This window comes from Arthrobacter sp. NEB 688 (assembly GCF_013201035.1).
In the GTDB taxonomy this organism is placed as follows: Bacteria; Actinomycetota; Actinomycetes; order Actinomycetales; family Dermatophilaceae; genus Phycicoccus.
Window position 1 is genome coordinate 3,272,746 of record NZ_CP053707.1, and the last position, 14,095, is coordinate 3,286,840.

Below are 14,095 nucleotides of genomic sequence, written 5' to 3' on the forward strand. Positions count from 1 at the left end.
ACGTCAGTCGGTGAGGACGACGCGGTTGCCGTCCGGGTCGGCGAGCCGCAGGATGCGCACGCTGCTCGCCTGCTCCACACCCTCGTGCGCGACACCGGCCGTCGTCAACCGCGCGGCGACGGCGTCGAGGTCGGTGACCGAGATGGTGCAGCCGGAGCGCCCGGCCGCCTCGGGCTCGCGCCACACCTGGAGCCCCGCACCCGCACCGAGTCGCCACTCGAGCAGCCCGTCCATCGGGCGCTCGTCGGGCCCTCGGCCGACGAGAGTCGACCACCAGCCCTCGGCGGCGGCGAGGTCGGAGACGCGGAGGTTGGGCATCACGAGGATCGGGTCCATGTCAGGGCAGACCTCGCGCACGACGAGAACTCATCGGTGGCGGGCCCAGCCCATCGCCCCGGGGTGGGAGACCGACCGGGACGCGACGTCGACCGCGCGGGCGAGGGCGGCGGGCAGGTCGTCGGCGGCGCCGCGCCCGAGCTCGGCGAGGAGGGCGCCGTGCAGGACGTCGCCGGCGCCGAGGGTGTCGACGACGTCGACCACCGGCACGGGCACCTCGCCGTGGACCCCTCCGGCCCAGCGCCAGCGGACCGGGCCGGCGCCGTCGGACACCGCGCCCCACGACGGACCGGCCGCGAGCACCGCCTCGAGGCCACCCCCGTCGGGCGTCGCGAAGGCCGACGACAGGACGGCGAGATCGGTCTCGGCGAGCAGCTCCTCGAGCCCCGGCTTCCAGGACCCGCCGTCGAGGAGCACGGGGATGCCGCGCCGCCGGGCCGCCCGCGCGACACCCACCGCGACCGGCAGGTGGTGCCCGTCGACGAGCACGGCCGCCACCCCCTCCAGCAGCGCGTCGAGCGCGGACCCCGACGGCACCGCGAGGCCGTCCACCCCGACCGCGTTGCGCGACACCACTGCCCGCTCGCCCGTCGCCCGGGTGACGAGCACGGTCGACAGCGGCGGCTCGAACGCGGCCGGTGCGAGGTCGGTGAGCGCCACGCCCCCGACGGCGAGGTCGCGCAGGACCACCGCCGACAGCGGGCCGCTGCCCACGGCCCCGACGAACCGCGTCGGCACGCCGAGGGCGGCGGCGGTCAGGGCCGCGTTGCACGCCGGCCCGCCCGCGGTCACCTCCGCGGCGAGGGCCACGACCTTCTCGTCCGCGCCCGGCACGGCCTCGACGACCTGGACGACGTCGACCGTCGCCAGCCCGCACGCGAGGACCGTGCCGGACACCGGCGCTCAGCCCTCGGCGGGAGCGCGCTCGGCGCGGTTGACCGCCGAGAGGATGGCCCGCAGCGACGCCTTGACGATCGACTCGTGCAGCCCGACGCCCCAGAGGACCCGGTCGCCGACCGCGCACTCGACGTACGCCGCCGCCCGGGCGTCCCCACCGGCCGACAGCGCGTGCTCGTGGTAGTCGAGGACGCGCACGTCGACGTCGAGGGTCGCCAGCGCGGCGGTGAAGGCGTCGATCGGCCCGTTGCCGCGGCCGTGCACCGGGGTGTCGACCCCGTCGACCCGGATCACGGCGTCGATGACGTCCGTGCCGTCGTCGGAGCCGGCGATCGTCGAGCGGACCGGGCTGAGGCGGCCCCAGCGGTGGTCGGGCGTCTCGGCGTGGAGGTACTCGTCGGCGAACATCGCCCAGATCTCGGCGCCGGAGAGCTCGCCGCCCTCGGTGTCGGTGCGCCGCTGGACGACGTGGCTGAACTCGACCTGGAGGCGGCGCGGCAGGTCGAGACCGTGCTCGGCCTTGAGCAGGTACGAGACGCCGCCCTTGCCCGACTGGCTGTTGACCCGGACCACGGCCTCGTAGGAGCGGCCGATGTCGTGCGGGTCGATCGGCAGGTACGGCACGCCCCAGTCGAGGTCGTCGATGCTCGTGCCCTTGCTCTTCGCCCGGCGTTCCATGTCCTCCAGGCCTTTCTTGATGGCGTCCTGGTGGGAGCCGGAGAAGGCCGTGTAGACGAGGTCGCCGCCCCACGGGTGGCGCTCGTGGACGGGCAGCTGGGTGCAGTACTCGACGGTGCGGCGCACGTCGGCCATGTCGGAGAAGTCGATCTCGGGGTCGATGCCCTGGCTGAAGAGGTTCATCCCGAGGGTCACGAGGCAGACGTTGCCGGTGCGCTCGCCGTTGCCGAAGAGGCAGCCCTCGATGCGGTCCGCCCCCGCGAGGTAGCCCAGCTCGGCCGCCGCGACGCCCTCGCCGCGGTCGTTGTGCGGGTGGAGGCTGACGACGACGGACTCGCGCCGGTCGAGGTGGCGCACCATCCACTCGATGCTGTCGGCGTAGACGTTGGGCGTCGCCATCTCGACGGTCGCCGGCAGGTTGATGATCATCTTGTGGTCCGGCGTCGGGTCGATGACGTCGATGACCTCGTTGCAGATGCGCACGGCGAACTCGAGCTCGGTGCCCGTGTAGGACTCGGGCGAGTACTCGTAGTACACGTCGGTCTCGGGCACGGTCTCCTCGAGCTTGCGGCACAGGCGCGCCGCCTGGAGCGCGATGTCGACGATGCCGTCCTCGCTCATCCCGAAGACGACGCGGCGCTGGAGGACCGAGGTCGAGTTGTAGAAGTGGACGATCGCCTGCTTGCTGCCGCGGATCGCGTCGAAGGTCCGCTCGATGAGGTGGTCGCGGCTCTGGGTGAGGACCTGGATCGTCACGTCGTCGGGGATGTGCCCGCCCTCGATGAGCTCGCGGCAGAAGTCGAAGTCGGTCTGGCTGGCGCTCGGGAAGCCGACCTCGATCTCCTTGTAGCCCATCCGCACGAGGAGCTTGAACATCCGCATCTTGCGCTCGGAGTCCATCGGGTCGATGAGCGCCTGGTTGCCGTCGCGCAGGTCGACGGCGCACCAGCGCGGCGCCTTCGTCATCACCCGGTCGGGCCAGGTGCGGTCGGGGAGGTGGACCTCGATCTGGTCCTGGAACGGCAGGTACTTCGCCGTCGGCATCCCGGAGGTCTTCTGGGGGTGCTTCATCTCTGTGCTACGCCTTCGTCTCGTCTGCGGTGGACCGGCCGGGTGCAGCAGGAACTCCGCGACGAGGGGCGGCCGATGTCAGGCCCCGCCGCGGCAGCGAAGGAGGAGGCGCGAGGAACGCACACGTCGAGCATGCCACAGGGGTCACGAGGTGGCGAGGGCTGTGTCCACCACTCGGCCACCCGCCTCACGCCTCGCGGCGCAGGACGACGACGGCGACGCGGCGCCGGACGGTGAACCCGAGGCGCGCGTAGAGACGGTCGGCGCCGTCGTTGCCCTGGCGCGTGTGCAGCACCGCCCGGTCACCCCGCTCCTCGATGGCGCCCGCGGCGGCGCGGGTCACGAGCGCGCCCAGGCCCGCGCCGCGCGCGTCCGCCGCGACGCAGACGCCCGAGACCTCGCCCCAGCCGGGCGGCCGGATCCGTTCGCCGGCCATCGCGACGAGACGACCCTCGCGGCGCACGCCGAACCAGCGCCCGGCGAGGTGGCTCGTCGGGCCGAAGGGGCCGGGCTCGGTCTCGGCGGCCAGGCGCACCATCGCGGGCGAGTCCGCGTCGCCGAGCTCGACGACCCCCTTCTCCCCCACCCGTCCGACGGGCCGCTCGGCGACGAGCTGGGTGCCCGGCTCGCGGACGAGCTCGGTCCATCCCGGCGGGGTCGGCGGGACCTCGCCGCGCAGGAGCACCGCGACGCCGCCCGGCCCGACGAGCGCCGCGAGGGCGTCCCAGCCGTCGGCGTCGAGGGTGCCGACCCCGCAGAAGGGCGCGATGCCGTCGCGGTAGCCCAGGGCCCGTCCCCCGGCGGCGGCCCGCGCCAGCCCGGCCTGCGGCCCGGTCAGCGCCGACCGGGCGACGTCGTCGAGCGGGTGGACCGTGCTCACGTCCAGAGCGAGTGGTAGGCGTTGACCGCCTGCTGGCCGCCGAGGTGCGCGTAGAGCACGGTCGAGTCCTTCGGGATGTCGCCGCTGCGGACGAGGTCGACGAGGCCGGCGAGCGACTTCCCCTCGTAGACGGGGTCGGTGATCATCGCCTCGTACTGCGCCCCGAGGCGGATCGCCTCCATCGTCGAGTCGACCGGGATGCCGTAGAGGTCCCCGGCCCAGTCGGGCAGGAGGGTGACCTCGTCGTCGCGCAGCTCGCGACCCAGCTCGATGACCTCGGCCGTGTGCCGGGCGATGCGCTCCAGCTGCGCCCGCGTCTTCTCGAGGGTGGCGCTGGCGTCGATGCCGATGACCCGGCGGCGCACGCCGGTGAGGTCCTCGAGCGCGGCGAAGCCGGCGACCATCCCCGCGTGGGTCGAGCACGTGACCGTGCAGACGACGATCGTGTCGAAGGTGACCCCGAGGGCCTTCTCCTGCTCGGCGACCTCGAAGGCCCAGTTCGCGAAACCGACTCCCCCGAGGGGGTGCTCGCTCGCCCCGGCGGGAATGGCGTACGGCGTGCCGCCGGACTCCTCGACCTCGCGCAGGGCGTCCTTCCACGAGTCACGGATGCCGATGTCGAAGCCGGCCGGGTCGAGGCGCGCGTCGGCGCCCATCATCCGCGAGAGCAGGATGTTGCCGACGCGGTCGTTGACCGGGTCGTCCCAGGGCACCCACTTCTCCTGCACGAGACGGCACTTCAGGCCGAGGTGCGCGGCGACCGCGGCGACCTGCCGGGTGTGGTTGCTCTGGTAGCCACCGATGGAGACGAGGGTGTCGGCCCCGCTGGCCAGCACGTCCGGGACGATGTACTCGAGCTTGCGGACCTTGTTGCCGCCGTAGGCGAGCCCGCTGCTGACGTCCTCGCGCTTGGCCCACACCTGCGCGCCCCCGAGGTGCTCGCTCAGCCGGCGCAGGTGGTGCACCGGGCTCGGGCCGAAGGTCAGCGGGTACCGCGGGATCTCGTGCAGGCGCATGCCGCAGGTCTACCACCGGGACGGGGTCGCGCGTCAGCCCCGTTCGCGGAGCAGCTGCGCGATCTCGGTGCGCCCGAGCCGCTCGGCGTGCTCGAGCGCGGTGACGCCCTCGCCGTCCGCGAGGGACGGGTCGGCGCCGGCGTCGAGGAGGATGCGCACGATCTGCTGGTGGCGCGTTCCTCCGTCGCCGAGGATGACGGCCTCGAGCAGGGCGGTCCAGCCGAGCCGGTTGACGTGGTCGACGTCGACGCCCGTCGTCACGACGCGCCGCACGTAGTCGACGTGCCCGCGCTCGCTGGCCGGGATGACCGAGACGCCGCCGAAGCGGTTGACCTGGGTCAGGTCGGGGTCGGCGGGCAGGAGGACCTCGAGCATCGCCACGCTGCCGGTGACGCCGGTGACGAGCCACGGGGTGTCGTGGCGGTCGTCGAGGGCGTCCGGGTCGGCGCCGGCCGCGACGAGGACACGGGCCGCCTCGACGTGGTCGGCGGCGGCCGCGAGGAGCAGCGGCGTGCGGTCGTGGTCGTCGCGGGCCTCGGTGCGGGCGCCGGCGTCGAGGGCGGCGCGCACGGCGTCGGCGTCCCCCGTCGAGGCGGCGGAGAGGAGGTCGGTGTCGGCGGAGGTCACGGACCCCAGTGTGCGCGACGGCGTCCCGCTCGCCGCCGGTGGTGACGGGCGGGTTGGCGCCCCGGCCGCGGAGCACCCCGCGAGGAGGATCACGGGCACCGCCGCCCCGACCGCCACCGCTCTCGCTCCGCGCACCCGCCCATCCTCGCCCGGGGGCCCCCGCGGCGAAAGACGGGTGCGACGCGCGCGCCCCGTCCGCCATCCTGTGCGGCGTGACGCACTCCCCCGACCTGCCCGCTTCGCCGCTGCCGCCGCTGCCGCCGCTGCCGCCGCTGCCGTCAGGGTGCACCGAGCGTGCCCTGACCGCGGGCGACCTCGACGCGGCGTACTTCCTGTACTCCAGCGCCCAGCTCGAGGACAGCGGCGTCATCGCCCTCGAACGGGCCGACATCGAGGCGGACTGGTCGCGCCCGAGCATGGACCTCGCGTCCGACACCCGCGGCGTCCTGCGCGACGGGCGGCTCGTGGGGGCGGTCGAGGTCGCCCGTCGCGGCACCCGGGCCGAGGGCGCGGTGCACCCGCACGCCCGCGGGCACGGGGTCGGGTCGTGGCTCGCCGCGTGGGCCGAGGCACGCTCGCGGGCCGTGGGGGCGGCGTCGGTGGGCCAGACCGTGCCACGCGGGTCGGAGGGCCACCGGCTGCTCGAGGGCCGCGGCTACCGCGACGGCTGGACCTCGTGGGTCCTCGAGCTGCCGGCCGGGGCGCGCGTCGCCGACCGCCCGCTGCCTCCGGGGTACGCCCTGCGCAGCGCGGAGACCGACGCCGACCGGCACGCCGCGCACGAGGTCGTCGAGACCGCGTTCGGCGAGTGGTCGGACCGCACCGGTGAGACCTACGACGAGTGGGCGGCCGGCACCGTGCGCCGCTCCGGTTTCGAGCCGTGGAACCTGCGGGTCGTGGCCCACGGGGACGAGGTCGTCGGGGCCTGCTTCACCGTCGTCGACGAGCGGGCGTGCGGGTTCGTCGACCAGGTGGCCGTGGCGCGCGCGCACCGCGGCCGCGGCCTCGCGCAGGCCCTGCTCGCCGACGGCTTCGCGAACGCCGCGGAGCACGGCGCGGTCCGCAGCGAGCTGTCGACCGACAGCCGCACGGGCGCCCTCGGGCTCTACCGGCGGGTCGGGATGCGGGTCGCGGCCACGTGGGTGCACCTCGTGCGCGACCACCCTCCGCTCAGCCGCTGAGGCCGCGGACGATCTCGACGTACTCGGTGCGGGCGGCCTTGGGATCGGTGCCGCGGGCGGCGGCCCACGCGTCGTGCTTGGCGCGGCCGACGAAGTCCATCATCCCGGGGCGCTTGCCGGCGACGTCGCCCGCGGTGGCCTGCTTGTAGAGCGCGTAGAGGCGCAGCTTGGTGTCGTTGCCCGGGTCCTTCGTCAGCCCGGACACCGCCTCGACGGCGGTGCGGAACTCGTCCTCGGTGGCCATGCGGGCGACTCTAGGCCGCGGACCATCCCGGGGCCAGCGCTCGCCGGTGGCGGCGGGTGACGGCCGGTCGCGCCCGGCGGCCCCGAGACCCCGGAACGTCCACGAGACCCCGGCTGCGAGCCGGGGTCTCGTGGACTTCTCGGGGTCACCCCGAGATGTGGAGGCGGGTGGGGCGTCAGCGCCGCTTCGCCAGCTCCTCGGCGACCTGGACGGCGTTGAGGGCCGCGCCCTTGCGCAGGTTGTCGCCGACGACGAACAGGGCCAGGCCCTTGCCCTCGGGGGCGGCCTGGTCGGCACGGACCCGGCCGACGAACACCTCGTCGCGACCGGCCGCCTGCAGCGGGTTGGGGACGTCGGTGACGACGACGCCGGCCGCCCGGCCCAGCACCTCGAGCGCCTGCTCGGGGCTGATGTCGCGCTCGAACTCGGCATGGATCGCGAGGCTGTGGCCGGTGAACACCGGGACGCGCACGCAGGTGCCCGAGACCCGCAGGTCCGGGACGTGGAGGATCTTGCGCGACTCGTTGCGCAGCTTCTGCTCCTCGTCGGTCTCGAGGCTGCCGTCGTCGACGAGCGAGCCCGCGAGCGGCACGACGTTGAACCCGACGGGCACCGCGTAGACCTGCGGGGCGGGCAGCGCGAGCGCCGAGCCGTCGAGGGCGAGGTCCTTGGGGTCTCCGGCGGCGTAGCCGCCCCGCAGCTGGCCGTCGAGCTCGGTGAGGCCGACGCCGCCCGAGCCCGAGACGGCCTGGTAGCTCGACACGTGGAGGCGGACCAGGCCGGCGAGGTCGTGCAGCGGCTTGAGCACCGGCATCGCGGCCATCGTCGTGCAGTTGGGGTTGGCGACGATGCCCTTGGGGATGTCGTCGAGGTCGTCCGGGTTGACCTCGGAGACGACGAGCGGCACCTCGGGGTCCTTGCGCCAGGCGCTGGAGTTGTCGACGACGACGGCGCCGGCCGCGGCGACCCGCGGCGCCCACTCGCGCGAGGTGGCCCCGCCGGCGGAGAAGAGCGCGAGGTCGAGGCCGGAGAAGTCGGCGGTCGCGGTGTCCTCGACCGTCACCTCCCCGCCGTCCCACGGCAGCGTCGTGCCGGCGGACCGCGCCGACGCGAAGTAGCGGATCTCCTCGACCGGGAACCCCCGCTCGTGCAGGAGGGTCCGCATGACGTTGCCGACCTGACCGGTCGCTCCGAAGACTCCGACTCGCATGCCGCCAGTCTAGGGAGGGGCGCGGCGCGCGCTCGGCGCGGACCGGCATCCGGTCACGACTCGACCACTGGCGCCGGGTCGGGCCAGGGACGGTCCGGGTGGCGTGGCCGGGGCACCCCCACCCCTGGAACGGTGCGCCCGGCCACGCCTGCTCTCCGCCCCGGAGGACCGCGTGGCGCGACGACCTCCGTCGGCGGTGGCCGTCGCGGCACTACTGTGACCCGTACACCCCCGCGGGGGGAAGCGTGATTGCGAGATCTCGCAGTCGGGGAGGGAGCAGGTCGGTGGGGACGCGGGACGACGCCGGGGGGCGGGCATACGACGTGGGCGAGTTCTTCCGGTGGGCGCAGGCCCTCGCGGTGAGCGGCGACCCCCGGATGGAGCCGCTGGGCGACCTCGCGCCGGCCTTCGAGTCGGGCATCGCCGCCCTCGCCGGGTCGGTGAGGCGCAGCATCTGGCACATGACCTTCCGCCCGACGTGGTCCGAGGTCCGGATGGCGCGCCCCCTCGCCGACGTGTCGCGGCGCGCCGGCGTCGACGGCCGGTACGTCACCGACCGGGTGACCTCCGCCCGGCTGCCGGTGCTCGCGAGCCACCACCACCCCTACTTCCGGCACCACCCCGTGCACGCGCCGCTCCTCGTCGTCGACGCGCGGCGCGTGTTCGTCGGGGCGCCTCCCGGGCACGAGCTCGCCGGGTCGGTGTGGACGAGCAGGGCGCCCCAGGTGGTCGACGGCGCCGTGCGGGCCTTCGACACCGTCTGGCGCGCCGCGCTCGACCCGCACCCGGGGGGCACCGCGCCCTTCACGCGCCGGATGGTCGAGATCGCGTTCCACCTGACCGACGGCGCCAGCGACCGCGAGATCGCACGCGCCGTCGGCGTCTCGGAGCGGACCGTGTCGGCCGAGGTGTCCGAGCTCATCCGGCGGCTCGGCGCCCGCAACCGCTCCCACGCCATCGCGATGATCGGGGACGCCGGCCCCTGAGCCGCTGCGGCGCCGTCGGGCCCCGTCTAGGCTGGCGGACCCGACCCTCCCCGAAGGAGCCCTCGCCGTGACGGAGCCGCCCGCGCTGCAGCGGCTCGTCGAGGCGGTGGAGGCGCTCGCCCTTGCCGATGACCCCGCCGTGCGCGTCCTGCCCGACCTGCCGGCGGTGATGGCCGAGATGGAGCGCATCGAGACGCGCACCCGCCACAGCGTCTGGAGCATGCAGCGGGACCTGCCCCTCAGCGCCATCCGGCTCGCGCGCGACCTCGACGAGCGTTCCGGTGCCAAGGGGCTCGCCGAGCGCACGATCGTCTCCTCGGCCCGGGCCCGGTCCCAGCCGCTGCTCACGACGGTCGCGCCGGACCTGCGGGTCGGCCCCGTGGCCCGACCGGTGCTCGTCGCCGACGGGCGCGACGTGGTGCTCGGGTCGGAGCGCGCCGGCGACGCCGGCGCCCCATGGGCCTGGTCGAGCGCGGACCCCGGGGTGGCCGCCCTTGCCGTCGCGGCGTTCACCGAGGCGTGGGACACCGCCCGTCGCTGGGAGGACGCCGGCCTGCGCCCTCCCCTGACCCGTCGCCGCTACGAGATCGCGCTGGGGATGGCCGACGGCCTGACCGACCGGGAGATCGCCGACGCGGTCGCGGTGAGCCCGCGCACCGTCGCGGCCGAGGTCCGCGAGGTCGTCCGGTGGCTCGGCGCCCGCAACCGCTCGCACGCCATCGCCGTGCTGGTCGGTGCCTCGTGAGCCGCCCCGCGATGCAGCGCCTCCTCGCGCACGTCGCACGTCTCGCCGAGGAGGGCTCGCCCGTGCTGCGTCCCCTTCCGGCGCTCACGGACGTCATCGCCGAGCTCGAGGGCGTCGAGGCGCGCACGACGCGCAGCGTGTGGAACATGCAGCGCGACATCCGCCTCCCGGTCATCCGGCTCTCCACGGACATGGACGCCCGGGCACGCAGCCGCCACATCGCGGAGCGCGTCGTCTACCCGGTGGACCGGGCCCGAGCCTGTCCGCTCATCACGTCGTTCGAGCCCACCCTGCGCGTGGCACCCGTCGTCCTGCCGCTGCTCGTGGCGGACGAGCGTGACGTGGTGATGGGTCTGGCGACCTACGACGACCCGGCATTCGCCTGGGGCAGCCGTGACGCGGAGGTTGCCCATCTCGCCGCGGCGGCCTTTCTCGAGACCTGGGAGACGGCCCGACCCTGGCGGGAGGCCGGGCTGCGCGAGCCCCTCCCGCCGCGCCGGCTCGAGGTCGCGCTCGGGATGGCCGACGGCCTCGCGGACCGCGAGATCGCCGCCGCCCTCGGGGTGAGCCCGAGGACCGTGGCCGTCGAGGTGCGGGCCGTCCTGGACTGGCTCGGCGCCCGCAACCGCGGGCACGGCATCGCGATGCTCGTGGGGGCCGCGTGACCACGGCCCACCCGGCCGCGCAGGAGCTCACCACCCGGGTCCGGGCGCTCCTCGACCGGGGCGACCCCGTCCTGCGCCGCCTCGGCGAGGGTCGCGGGACCCGTTGCCGGAGAGACGTTTCCACGTCGCGCTGCTGCTCCTCGAGGGGCACTCCGACCAGGAGGTCGCCGACGCCCTGCAGGTCGGTGCGCGCACCGTGTCGCACGAGGTCCGCGCGGTCGTCGCGTGGCTCGGCGCCCGCAACCGCTCGCAGGCCGTCGCGATGCTCGTCGGCGCCGGCACGCGCTGACGCCGGGTCGGGCGTCAGAACCCGAGGCGCTGCATCTGCTTGGGGTCTCGCTGCCAGTCCTTGGCCACCTTGACGTGCAGGTCGAGGTGAACGCGCTGCCCGAGCAGCGCCTCGATGCCGCGCCGCGCGTTGGTGCCGACCTCGCGCAGGCGGGAGCCCCCGCGGCCGATGACGATGGCCTTCTGGCTGTCGCGCTCGACGAAGACGTGGACGCGGACGTCGAGGAGCGGGTCGTCGGCGGGCCGGTCCTCGCGCTGCACCATCTCCTCGACGACGACCGCGAGGCTGTGCGGCAGCTCGTCGCGCACGCCCTCGAGGGCGGCCTCGCGGACGAGCTCGGCGACCATGACGGCCTCGGGCTCGTCGGTCAGCTGGCCGTCGGGGTAGAGCGGGCCGGGCGAGGGCGGCAGGTAGCCGGCGAGCACCTGGGCCACGTCGTCGACCTGGTCGCCGCGGGTCGCGGAGCAGGGGACGATCGCGTCCCAGTCGCCCAGCCGGTCGACGGCGATGAGGTGCTCGGCGAGGCGCTGACGGTCGACCGCGTCCGACTTCGTCGCGATGGCGACGACCGGCACCCGCCGGCCGCGGCGCAGCTCGGAGAGCTCGTTGGCGATGAACTGGTCGCCCGGGCCGACCCGCTGGTCGGACGGCAGGCAGAAGCCGATGACGTCGACCTCGAGGAGGGTCTCGCGGACGAGGTGGTTGAGCCGCTCCCCGAGCAGCGTCCGGGGCCGGTGCAGGCCGGGGGTGTCGACGAGGACGAGCTGGGCGGCGTCGGTCGTCACGATGCCGCGGATGGTGTGCCGGGTCGTCTGCGGCTTGCTCGAGGTGATCGCGACCTTCTGGCCCACGAGCGCGTTGGTCAGGGTCGACTTGCCCGCGTTCGGGCGGCCGACGAAGCAGGCGAACCCGGCGACGTAGCCCTCCCGCGCGGCGAAGGGGGTGGAGTCGGTCATCCGAGGCTCTCCTCGAGCTCGACGTCGGCGGGCTGCTCGGGGGCGACCCGCTCGACGAGGACGGTGGCGACGCGGTGGCGCCGCCCGGACATGCGCTCGGCCGTGAGCCGCAGGCCCGCGACCTCGCACGAGGAACCGAGGATGGGCACGAGCCCGGTCGTCTTGCCGATGAGCCCGCCGACCGTGTCGACCTCGTCCTCGTCGAGGTCGACGTCGAACAGCTCGGCGAGGTCGTCGACGTGCATCGTCGCGGCGACGCGGGTGCGGCCGTCGGGCAGCTCCTCGACCTCGAAGGCCTCGCGGTCGTACTCGTCGGTGATCTCGCCGACGATCTCCTCGAGGATGTCCTCGATCGTCACGATGCCCGCGGTGCCGCCGTACTCGTCGACGACGACGGCCAGGTGGGTCTGCTCGAGCTGGAGCTCGCGCATGAGGGCGTCGACCGGCTTGCTCTCGGGGACGAAGCGCGCCGGGCGCATCAGCTCGGTCACCGGCAGCGTCACCGCGGAGGGGTCGGCGTTCATCCGGCGCACGACGTCCTTGAGGTAGAGGATGCCGACGACGTCGTCGACGCTCTCGCCGACGACGGGGATGCGCGAGAAGCCCGAGCGCAGGAAGAGCTTCATCGCCTGGCGGCAGACCCGGTCGTCGTCGACGGCGACCATGTCGGTGCGCGGGACCATCACCTCGCGGGTCAGAGTGTCGCCGAGCTCGAAGACGGAGTGGAGCATCTCGCGCTCGTCGGAGTCGATGAGCCGGTTCTCGCGGGCCACGTCGACGAGGTCGCGCAGCTCGGACTCGCTCTCGAACGGCCCGTCCCGGAAGCCCTTGCCGGGCGTCACGGCGTTGGTCAGGGCGATGAGCAGGCGCGAGAACGGGCCGAGGACGCGCCGCAGCCAGATGGCGACGGGCGCCGCGAGCAGTGCCACGCGGGTGCTGTGCTGGCGCCCCAGCGTGCCGGGCGAGACCCCGACGATGGCGAAGCTGATGAGCGCCATGACGCCGATGGCGACGAGGAACGGCTGCCAGGTGCCCTCGACGAGCGCGACCGCGGCGAGCGTGACCATGACGGCCGCGGTCGACTCGGCGATGACGCGCAGGAAGGAGAGGACCGAGAGGTAGGCCGCGGTGTCGCCGACGACGCGGACGAGGGCGGTGGCCCCGGGGCGCCCCTCGTCCTCGAGCTCCTCGGCGCGCACGCGCGACATCCGCTGGAAGGCGGACTCGGCCATCGAGATGAGGAACGCGACGACGGTCGCGAGGACGGCCGCGACGACGAGCCGGGTCATGGGGTCCTCCGGCTCAGGCGGTCGGTCGGCCGCGGGTGGCGAGGAAGGTGAGGAGGAGCTGGCGCTGCAGCTCGAACATCTCCTTCTCCTCGTCGGGCTCCGCGTGGTCGAAGCCCAGCAGGTGGAGGATGCCGTGCGTCGTGAGGAGCAGCAGCTCCTCCTCCGTCGCGTGGCCGGCCTCGCGGGCCTGCTTCGCGGCGACCGTCGGGCAGAGCACGATGTCGCCGAGGACGCCCTCCTGCGGGGGCACCCCGTCACGGCCGGGCCGCAGCTCGTCCATCGGGAAGCTCATGACGTCGGTCGGGCCGGGCAGGTCCATCCACTGCACGTGGAGGGTCTCCATCGCGGCCTCGTCGACGAGGCGCAGGCAGAGGTCGGCCTGCGGGTGCACGCGCATCTCGGCGAGGACGTAGCGGGCGCAGGCGACGAGCTCGAGCTCGTCGAGCGCGACCTCGGTCTCGTTGAGGACGTCGATGCTCATGCGCCCGGCCCGTCCTGCGGGGCGGGGCGGCGGGCCGGCGCGCGGCGCGGGCCCTTCTGCTGGCCCGCGTCCCAGCGCTCGTAGGCGTCGACGATGTGCCCGACGAGGCGGTGGCGCACGACGTCGGCGGCCGTGAGCTCGCTGAAGTGGACGTCCTCGATGTCGCCGAGGATGTCGCGGACGATCCGCAGGCCGCTCGTCGTGCCGCCCGGCAGGTCGACCTGCGTCACGTCGCCGGTGACGACCATCTTCGAGCCGAAGCCGAGGCGGGTGAGGAACATCTTCATCTGCTCGCCGGAGGTGTTCTGCGCCTCGTCGAGGATGATGAACGCGTCGTTGAGCGTGTTGTGCGTGACGAGGTAGTCGTCGGTCACGTAGAGCGAGTCCGCCGCCGCGACCTGGATGCACATCGTCTCCGCCGTGCCGGCCGGCTCGATCGACTCGACGTAGCGCATCGGTCGGCCCCCGCCGTGGCGCAGGAAGGTGTCGCGCTTGCGCCCGAGGCGGAAGGGGACGTAGCCCTCCGGGAGCCGCAGCTCGACGG

General features: G+C 74.5%; 16 protein-coding genes and 1 pseudogene. 5 read left to right on the forward strand and 12 right to left on the reverse strand.

The window, feature by feature from the left end:
• Window positions 1-3: 3 nt before the first annotated feature.
• The 6 genes from HL663_RS15385 to HL663_RS15410 all read right to left on the reverse strand — a co-directional run bounded on the left by HL663_RS15385 (window position 4) and on the right by HL663_RS15410 (window position 5,505).
• Entirely contained in the window at window positions 4-336 is a 333-nt protein-coding gene (locus tag HL663_RS15385; protein WP_173029183.1) for a VOC family protein, read from the reverse strand.
• A gap of 30 nt (window positions 337-366) precedes the next feature.
• Window positions 367-1,233: a PfkB family carbohydrate kinase gene (locus tag HL663_RS15390; protein ID WP_173029184.1), complete on the reverse strand. Its 867-nt coding sequence runs from the start codon at window positions 1,231-1,233 to the stop codon at window positions 367-369.
• A 6-nt stretch (window positions 1,234-1,239) separates the two neighbouring features.
• Window positions 1,240-2,982, reverse strand: a complete 1,743-nt coding sequence (leuA, locus tag HL663_RS15395) for a 2-isopropylmalate synthase (protein ID WP_173029185.1) — start codon at window positions 2,980-2,982, stop codon at window positions 1,240-1,242.
• Between the two features lie 187 nt (window positions 2,983-3,169).
• Window positions 3,170-3,862, reverse strand: a complete 693-nt coding sequence (locus tag HL663_RS15400) for a GNAT family N-acetyltransferase (RefSeq protein WP_173029186.1) — start codon at window positions 3,860-3,862, stop codon at window positions 3,170-3,172.
• A complete protein-coding gene (locus tag HL663_RS15405) occupies window positions 3,859-4,878 on the reverse strand; it encodes a 1-aminocyclopropane-1-carboxylate deaminase (protein WP_173029187.1) in 1,020 nt (339 codons plus the stop codon). Before HL663_RS15405 ends, HL663_RS15400 begins: the two co-directional genes overlap by 4 nt.
• A 33-nt stretch (window positions 4,879-4,911) precedes the next feature.
• Window positions 4,912-5,505 (reverse strand): ankyrin repeat domain-containing protein, encoded by a 594-nt coding sequence (locus HL663_RS15410; protein WP_173029188.1) that lies wholly within the window; start codon window positions 5,503-5,505, stop codon window positions 4,912-4,914.
• 212 nt (window positions 5,506-5,717) lie between these two features.
• Here HL663_RS15410 and HL663_RS15415 point away from each other — a divergent pair, with 212 nt between their 5' ends.
• Window positions 5,718-6,686: a GNAT family N-acetyltransferase gene (locus HL663_RS15415; protein WP_173029189.1), complete on the forward strand. Its 969-nt coding sequence runs from the start codon at window positions 5,718-5,720 to the stop codon at window positions 6,684-6,686.
• Here HL663_RS15415 and HL663_RS15420 read toward each other — a convergent pair.
• Entirely contained in the window at window positions 6,676-6,930 is a 255-nt protein-coding gene (locus tag HL663_RS15420) for an acyl-CoA-binding protein (RefSeq protein ID WP_173029190.1), read from the reverse strand. The two genes, HL663_RS15415 and HL663_RS15420, sit on opposite strands and share 11 nt — an antisense overlap.
• 175 nt (window positions 6,931-7,105) lie before the next feature.
• Window positions 7,106-8,140 (reverse strand): aspartate-semialdehyde dehydrogenase, encoded by a 1,035-nt coding sequence (locus HL663_RS15425; protein ID WP_173029191.1) that lies wholly within the window; start codon window positions 8,138-8,140, stop codon window positions 7,106-7,108.
• A 323-nt stretch (window positions 8,141-8,463) separates the two neighbouring features.
• Between HL663_RS15425 and HL663_RS15430 the strand changes: the two genes are divergently transcribed.
• The 4 genes from HL663_RS15430 (at window position 8,464) to HL663_RS15445 (ending at window position 10,825) form a co-directional block, all read left to right on the forward strand.
• Window positions 8,464-9,126 carry a helix-turn-helix transcriptional regulator gene (locus tag HL663_RS15430; RefSeq protein WP_173029192.1) on the forward strand — a complete coding sequence of 221 codons (663 nt, stop codon included), beginning with the start codon at window positions 8,464-8,466 and terminating at the stop codon, window positions 9,124-9,126.
• Window positions 9,127-9,193: 67 nt separating this feature from the next.
• Window positions 9,194-9,871 carry a helix-turn-helix transcriptional regulator gene (locus tag HL663_RS15435; protein ID WP_173029193.1) on the forward strand — a complete coding sequence of 226 codons (678 nt, stop codon included), beginning with the start codon at window positions 9,194-9,196 and terminating at the stop codon, window positions 9,869-9,871.
• A complete protein-coding gene (locus HL663_RS15440; RefSeq protein ID WP_173029194.1) occupies window positions 9,868-10,536 on the forward strand; it encodes a helix-turn-helix transcriptional regulator in 669 nt (222 codons plus the stop codon). The genes HL663_RS15435 and HL663_RS15440 overlap by 4 nt, the downstream gene beginning before the upstream one ends.
• A 103-nt stretch (window positions 10,537-10,639) precedes the next feature.
• Window positions 10,640-10,825 (forward strand): helix-turn-helix domain-containing protein, encoded by a 186-nt coding sequence (locus HL663_RS15445; protein WP_173029195.1) that lies wholly within the window; start codon window positions 10,640-10,642, stop codon window positions 10,823-10,825.
• 14 nt (window positions 10,826-10,839) lie between these two features.
• On the opposite strand, the gene era is transcribed toward HL663_RS15445, so the two are convergent.
• The 4 genes and pseudogenes from era to HL663_RS19215 form a co-directional block, all read right to left on the reverse strand.
• Complete coding sequence (era, locus tag HL663_RS15450; protein ID WP_173029196.1) at window positions 10,840-11,781, reverse strand: GTPase Era; 942 nt, start codon at window positions 11,779-11,781, stop codon at window positions 10,840-10,842.
• Window positions 11,778-13,070 carry a hemolysin family protein gene (locus tag HL663_RS15455; RefSeq protein WP_173029197.1) on the reverse strand — a complete coding sequence of 431 codons (1,293 nt, stop codon included), beginning with the start codon at window positions 13,068-13,070 and terminating at the stop codon, window positions 11,778-11,780. The genes era and HL663_RS15455 overlap by 4 nt, the downstream gene beginning before the upstream one ends.
• Window positions 13,071-13,083: 13 nt before the next feature.
• Window positions 13,084-13,551: an rRNA maturation RNase YbeY gene (gene ybeY, locus HL663_RS15460; protein WP_173029198.1), complete on the reverse strand. Its 468-nt coding sequence runs from the start codon at window positions 13,549-13,551 to the stop codon at window positions 13,084-13,086.
• Window positions 13,548-13,898, reverse strand: a pseudogene (locus HL663_RS19215) (PhoH family protein); the annotation flags it as partial. The pseudogene HL663_RS19215 and the gene ybeY, both read right to left, overlap by 4 nt.
• Between the last annotated feature and the right edge of the window lie 197 nt (window positions 13,899-14,095).

Excerpts from the sequence above, each read along its gene's own strand:
- HL663_RS15425 (WP_173029191.1), bottom strand. The coding sequence starts at position 8,140 with ATGCGAGTCGGAGTCTTCGGAGCGACCGGTCAGGTCGGCAACGTCATG.
- HL663_RS15455 (WP_173029197.1), bottom strand. The coding sequence starts at position 13,070 with ATGACCCGGCTCGTCGTCGCGGCCGTCCTCGCGACCGTCGTCGCGTTC.
- leuA (WP_173029185.1), bottom strand. The coding sequence starts at position 2,982 with ATGAAGCACCCCCAGAAGACCTCCGGGATGCCGACGGCGAAGTACCTG.
- ybeY (WP_173029198.1), bottom strand. The coding sequence starts at position 13,551 with ATGAGCATCGACGTCCTCAACGAGACCGAGGTCGCGCTCGACGAGCTC.
- HL663_RS15405 (WP_173029187.1), bottom strand. The coding sequence starts at position 4,878 with ATGCGCCTGCACGAGATCCCGCGGTACCCGCTGACCTTCGGCCCGAGC.
- era (WP_173029196.1), bottom strand. The coding sequence starts at position 11,781 with ATGACCGACTCCACCCCCTTCGCCGCGCGGGAGGGCTACGTCGCCGGG.
- HL663_RS15420 (WP_173029190.1), bottom strand. The coding sequence starts at position 6,930 with ATGGCCACCGAGGACGAGTTCCGCACCGCCGTCGAGGCGGTGTCCGGG.
- HL663_RS15385 (WP_173029183.1), bottom strand. The coding sequence starts at position 336 with ATGGACCCGATCCTCGTGATGCCCAACCTCCGCGTCTCCGACCTCGCC.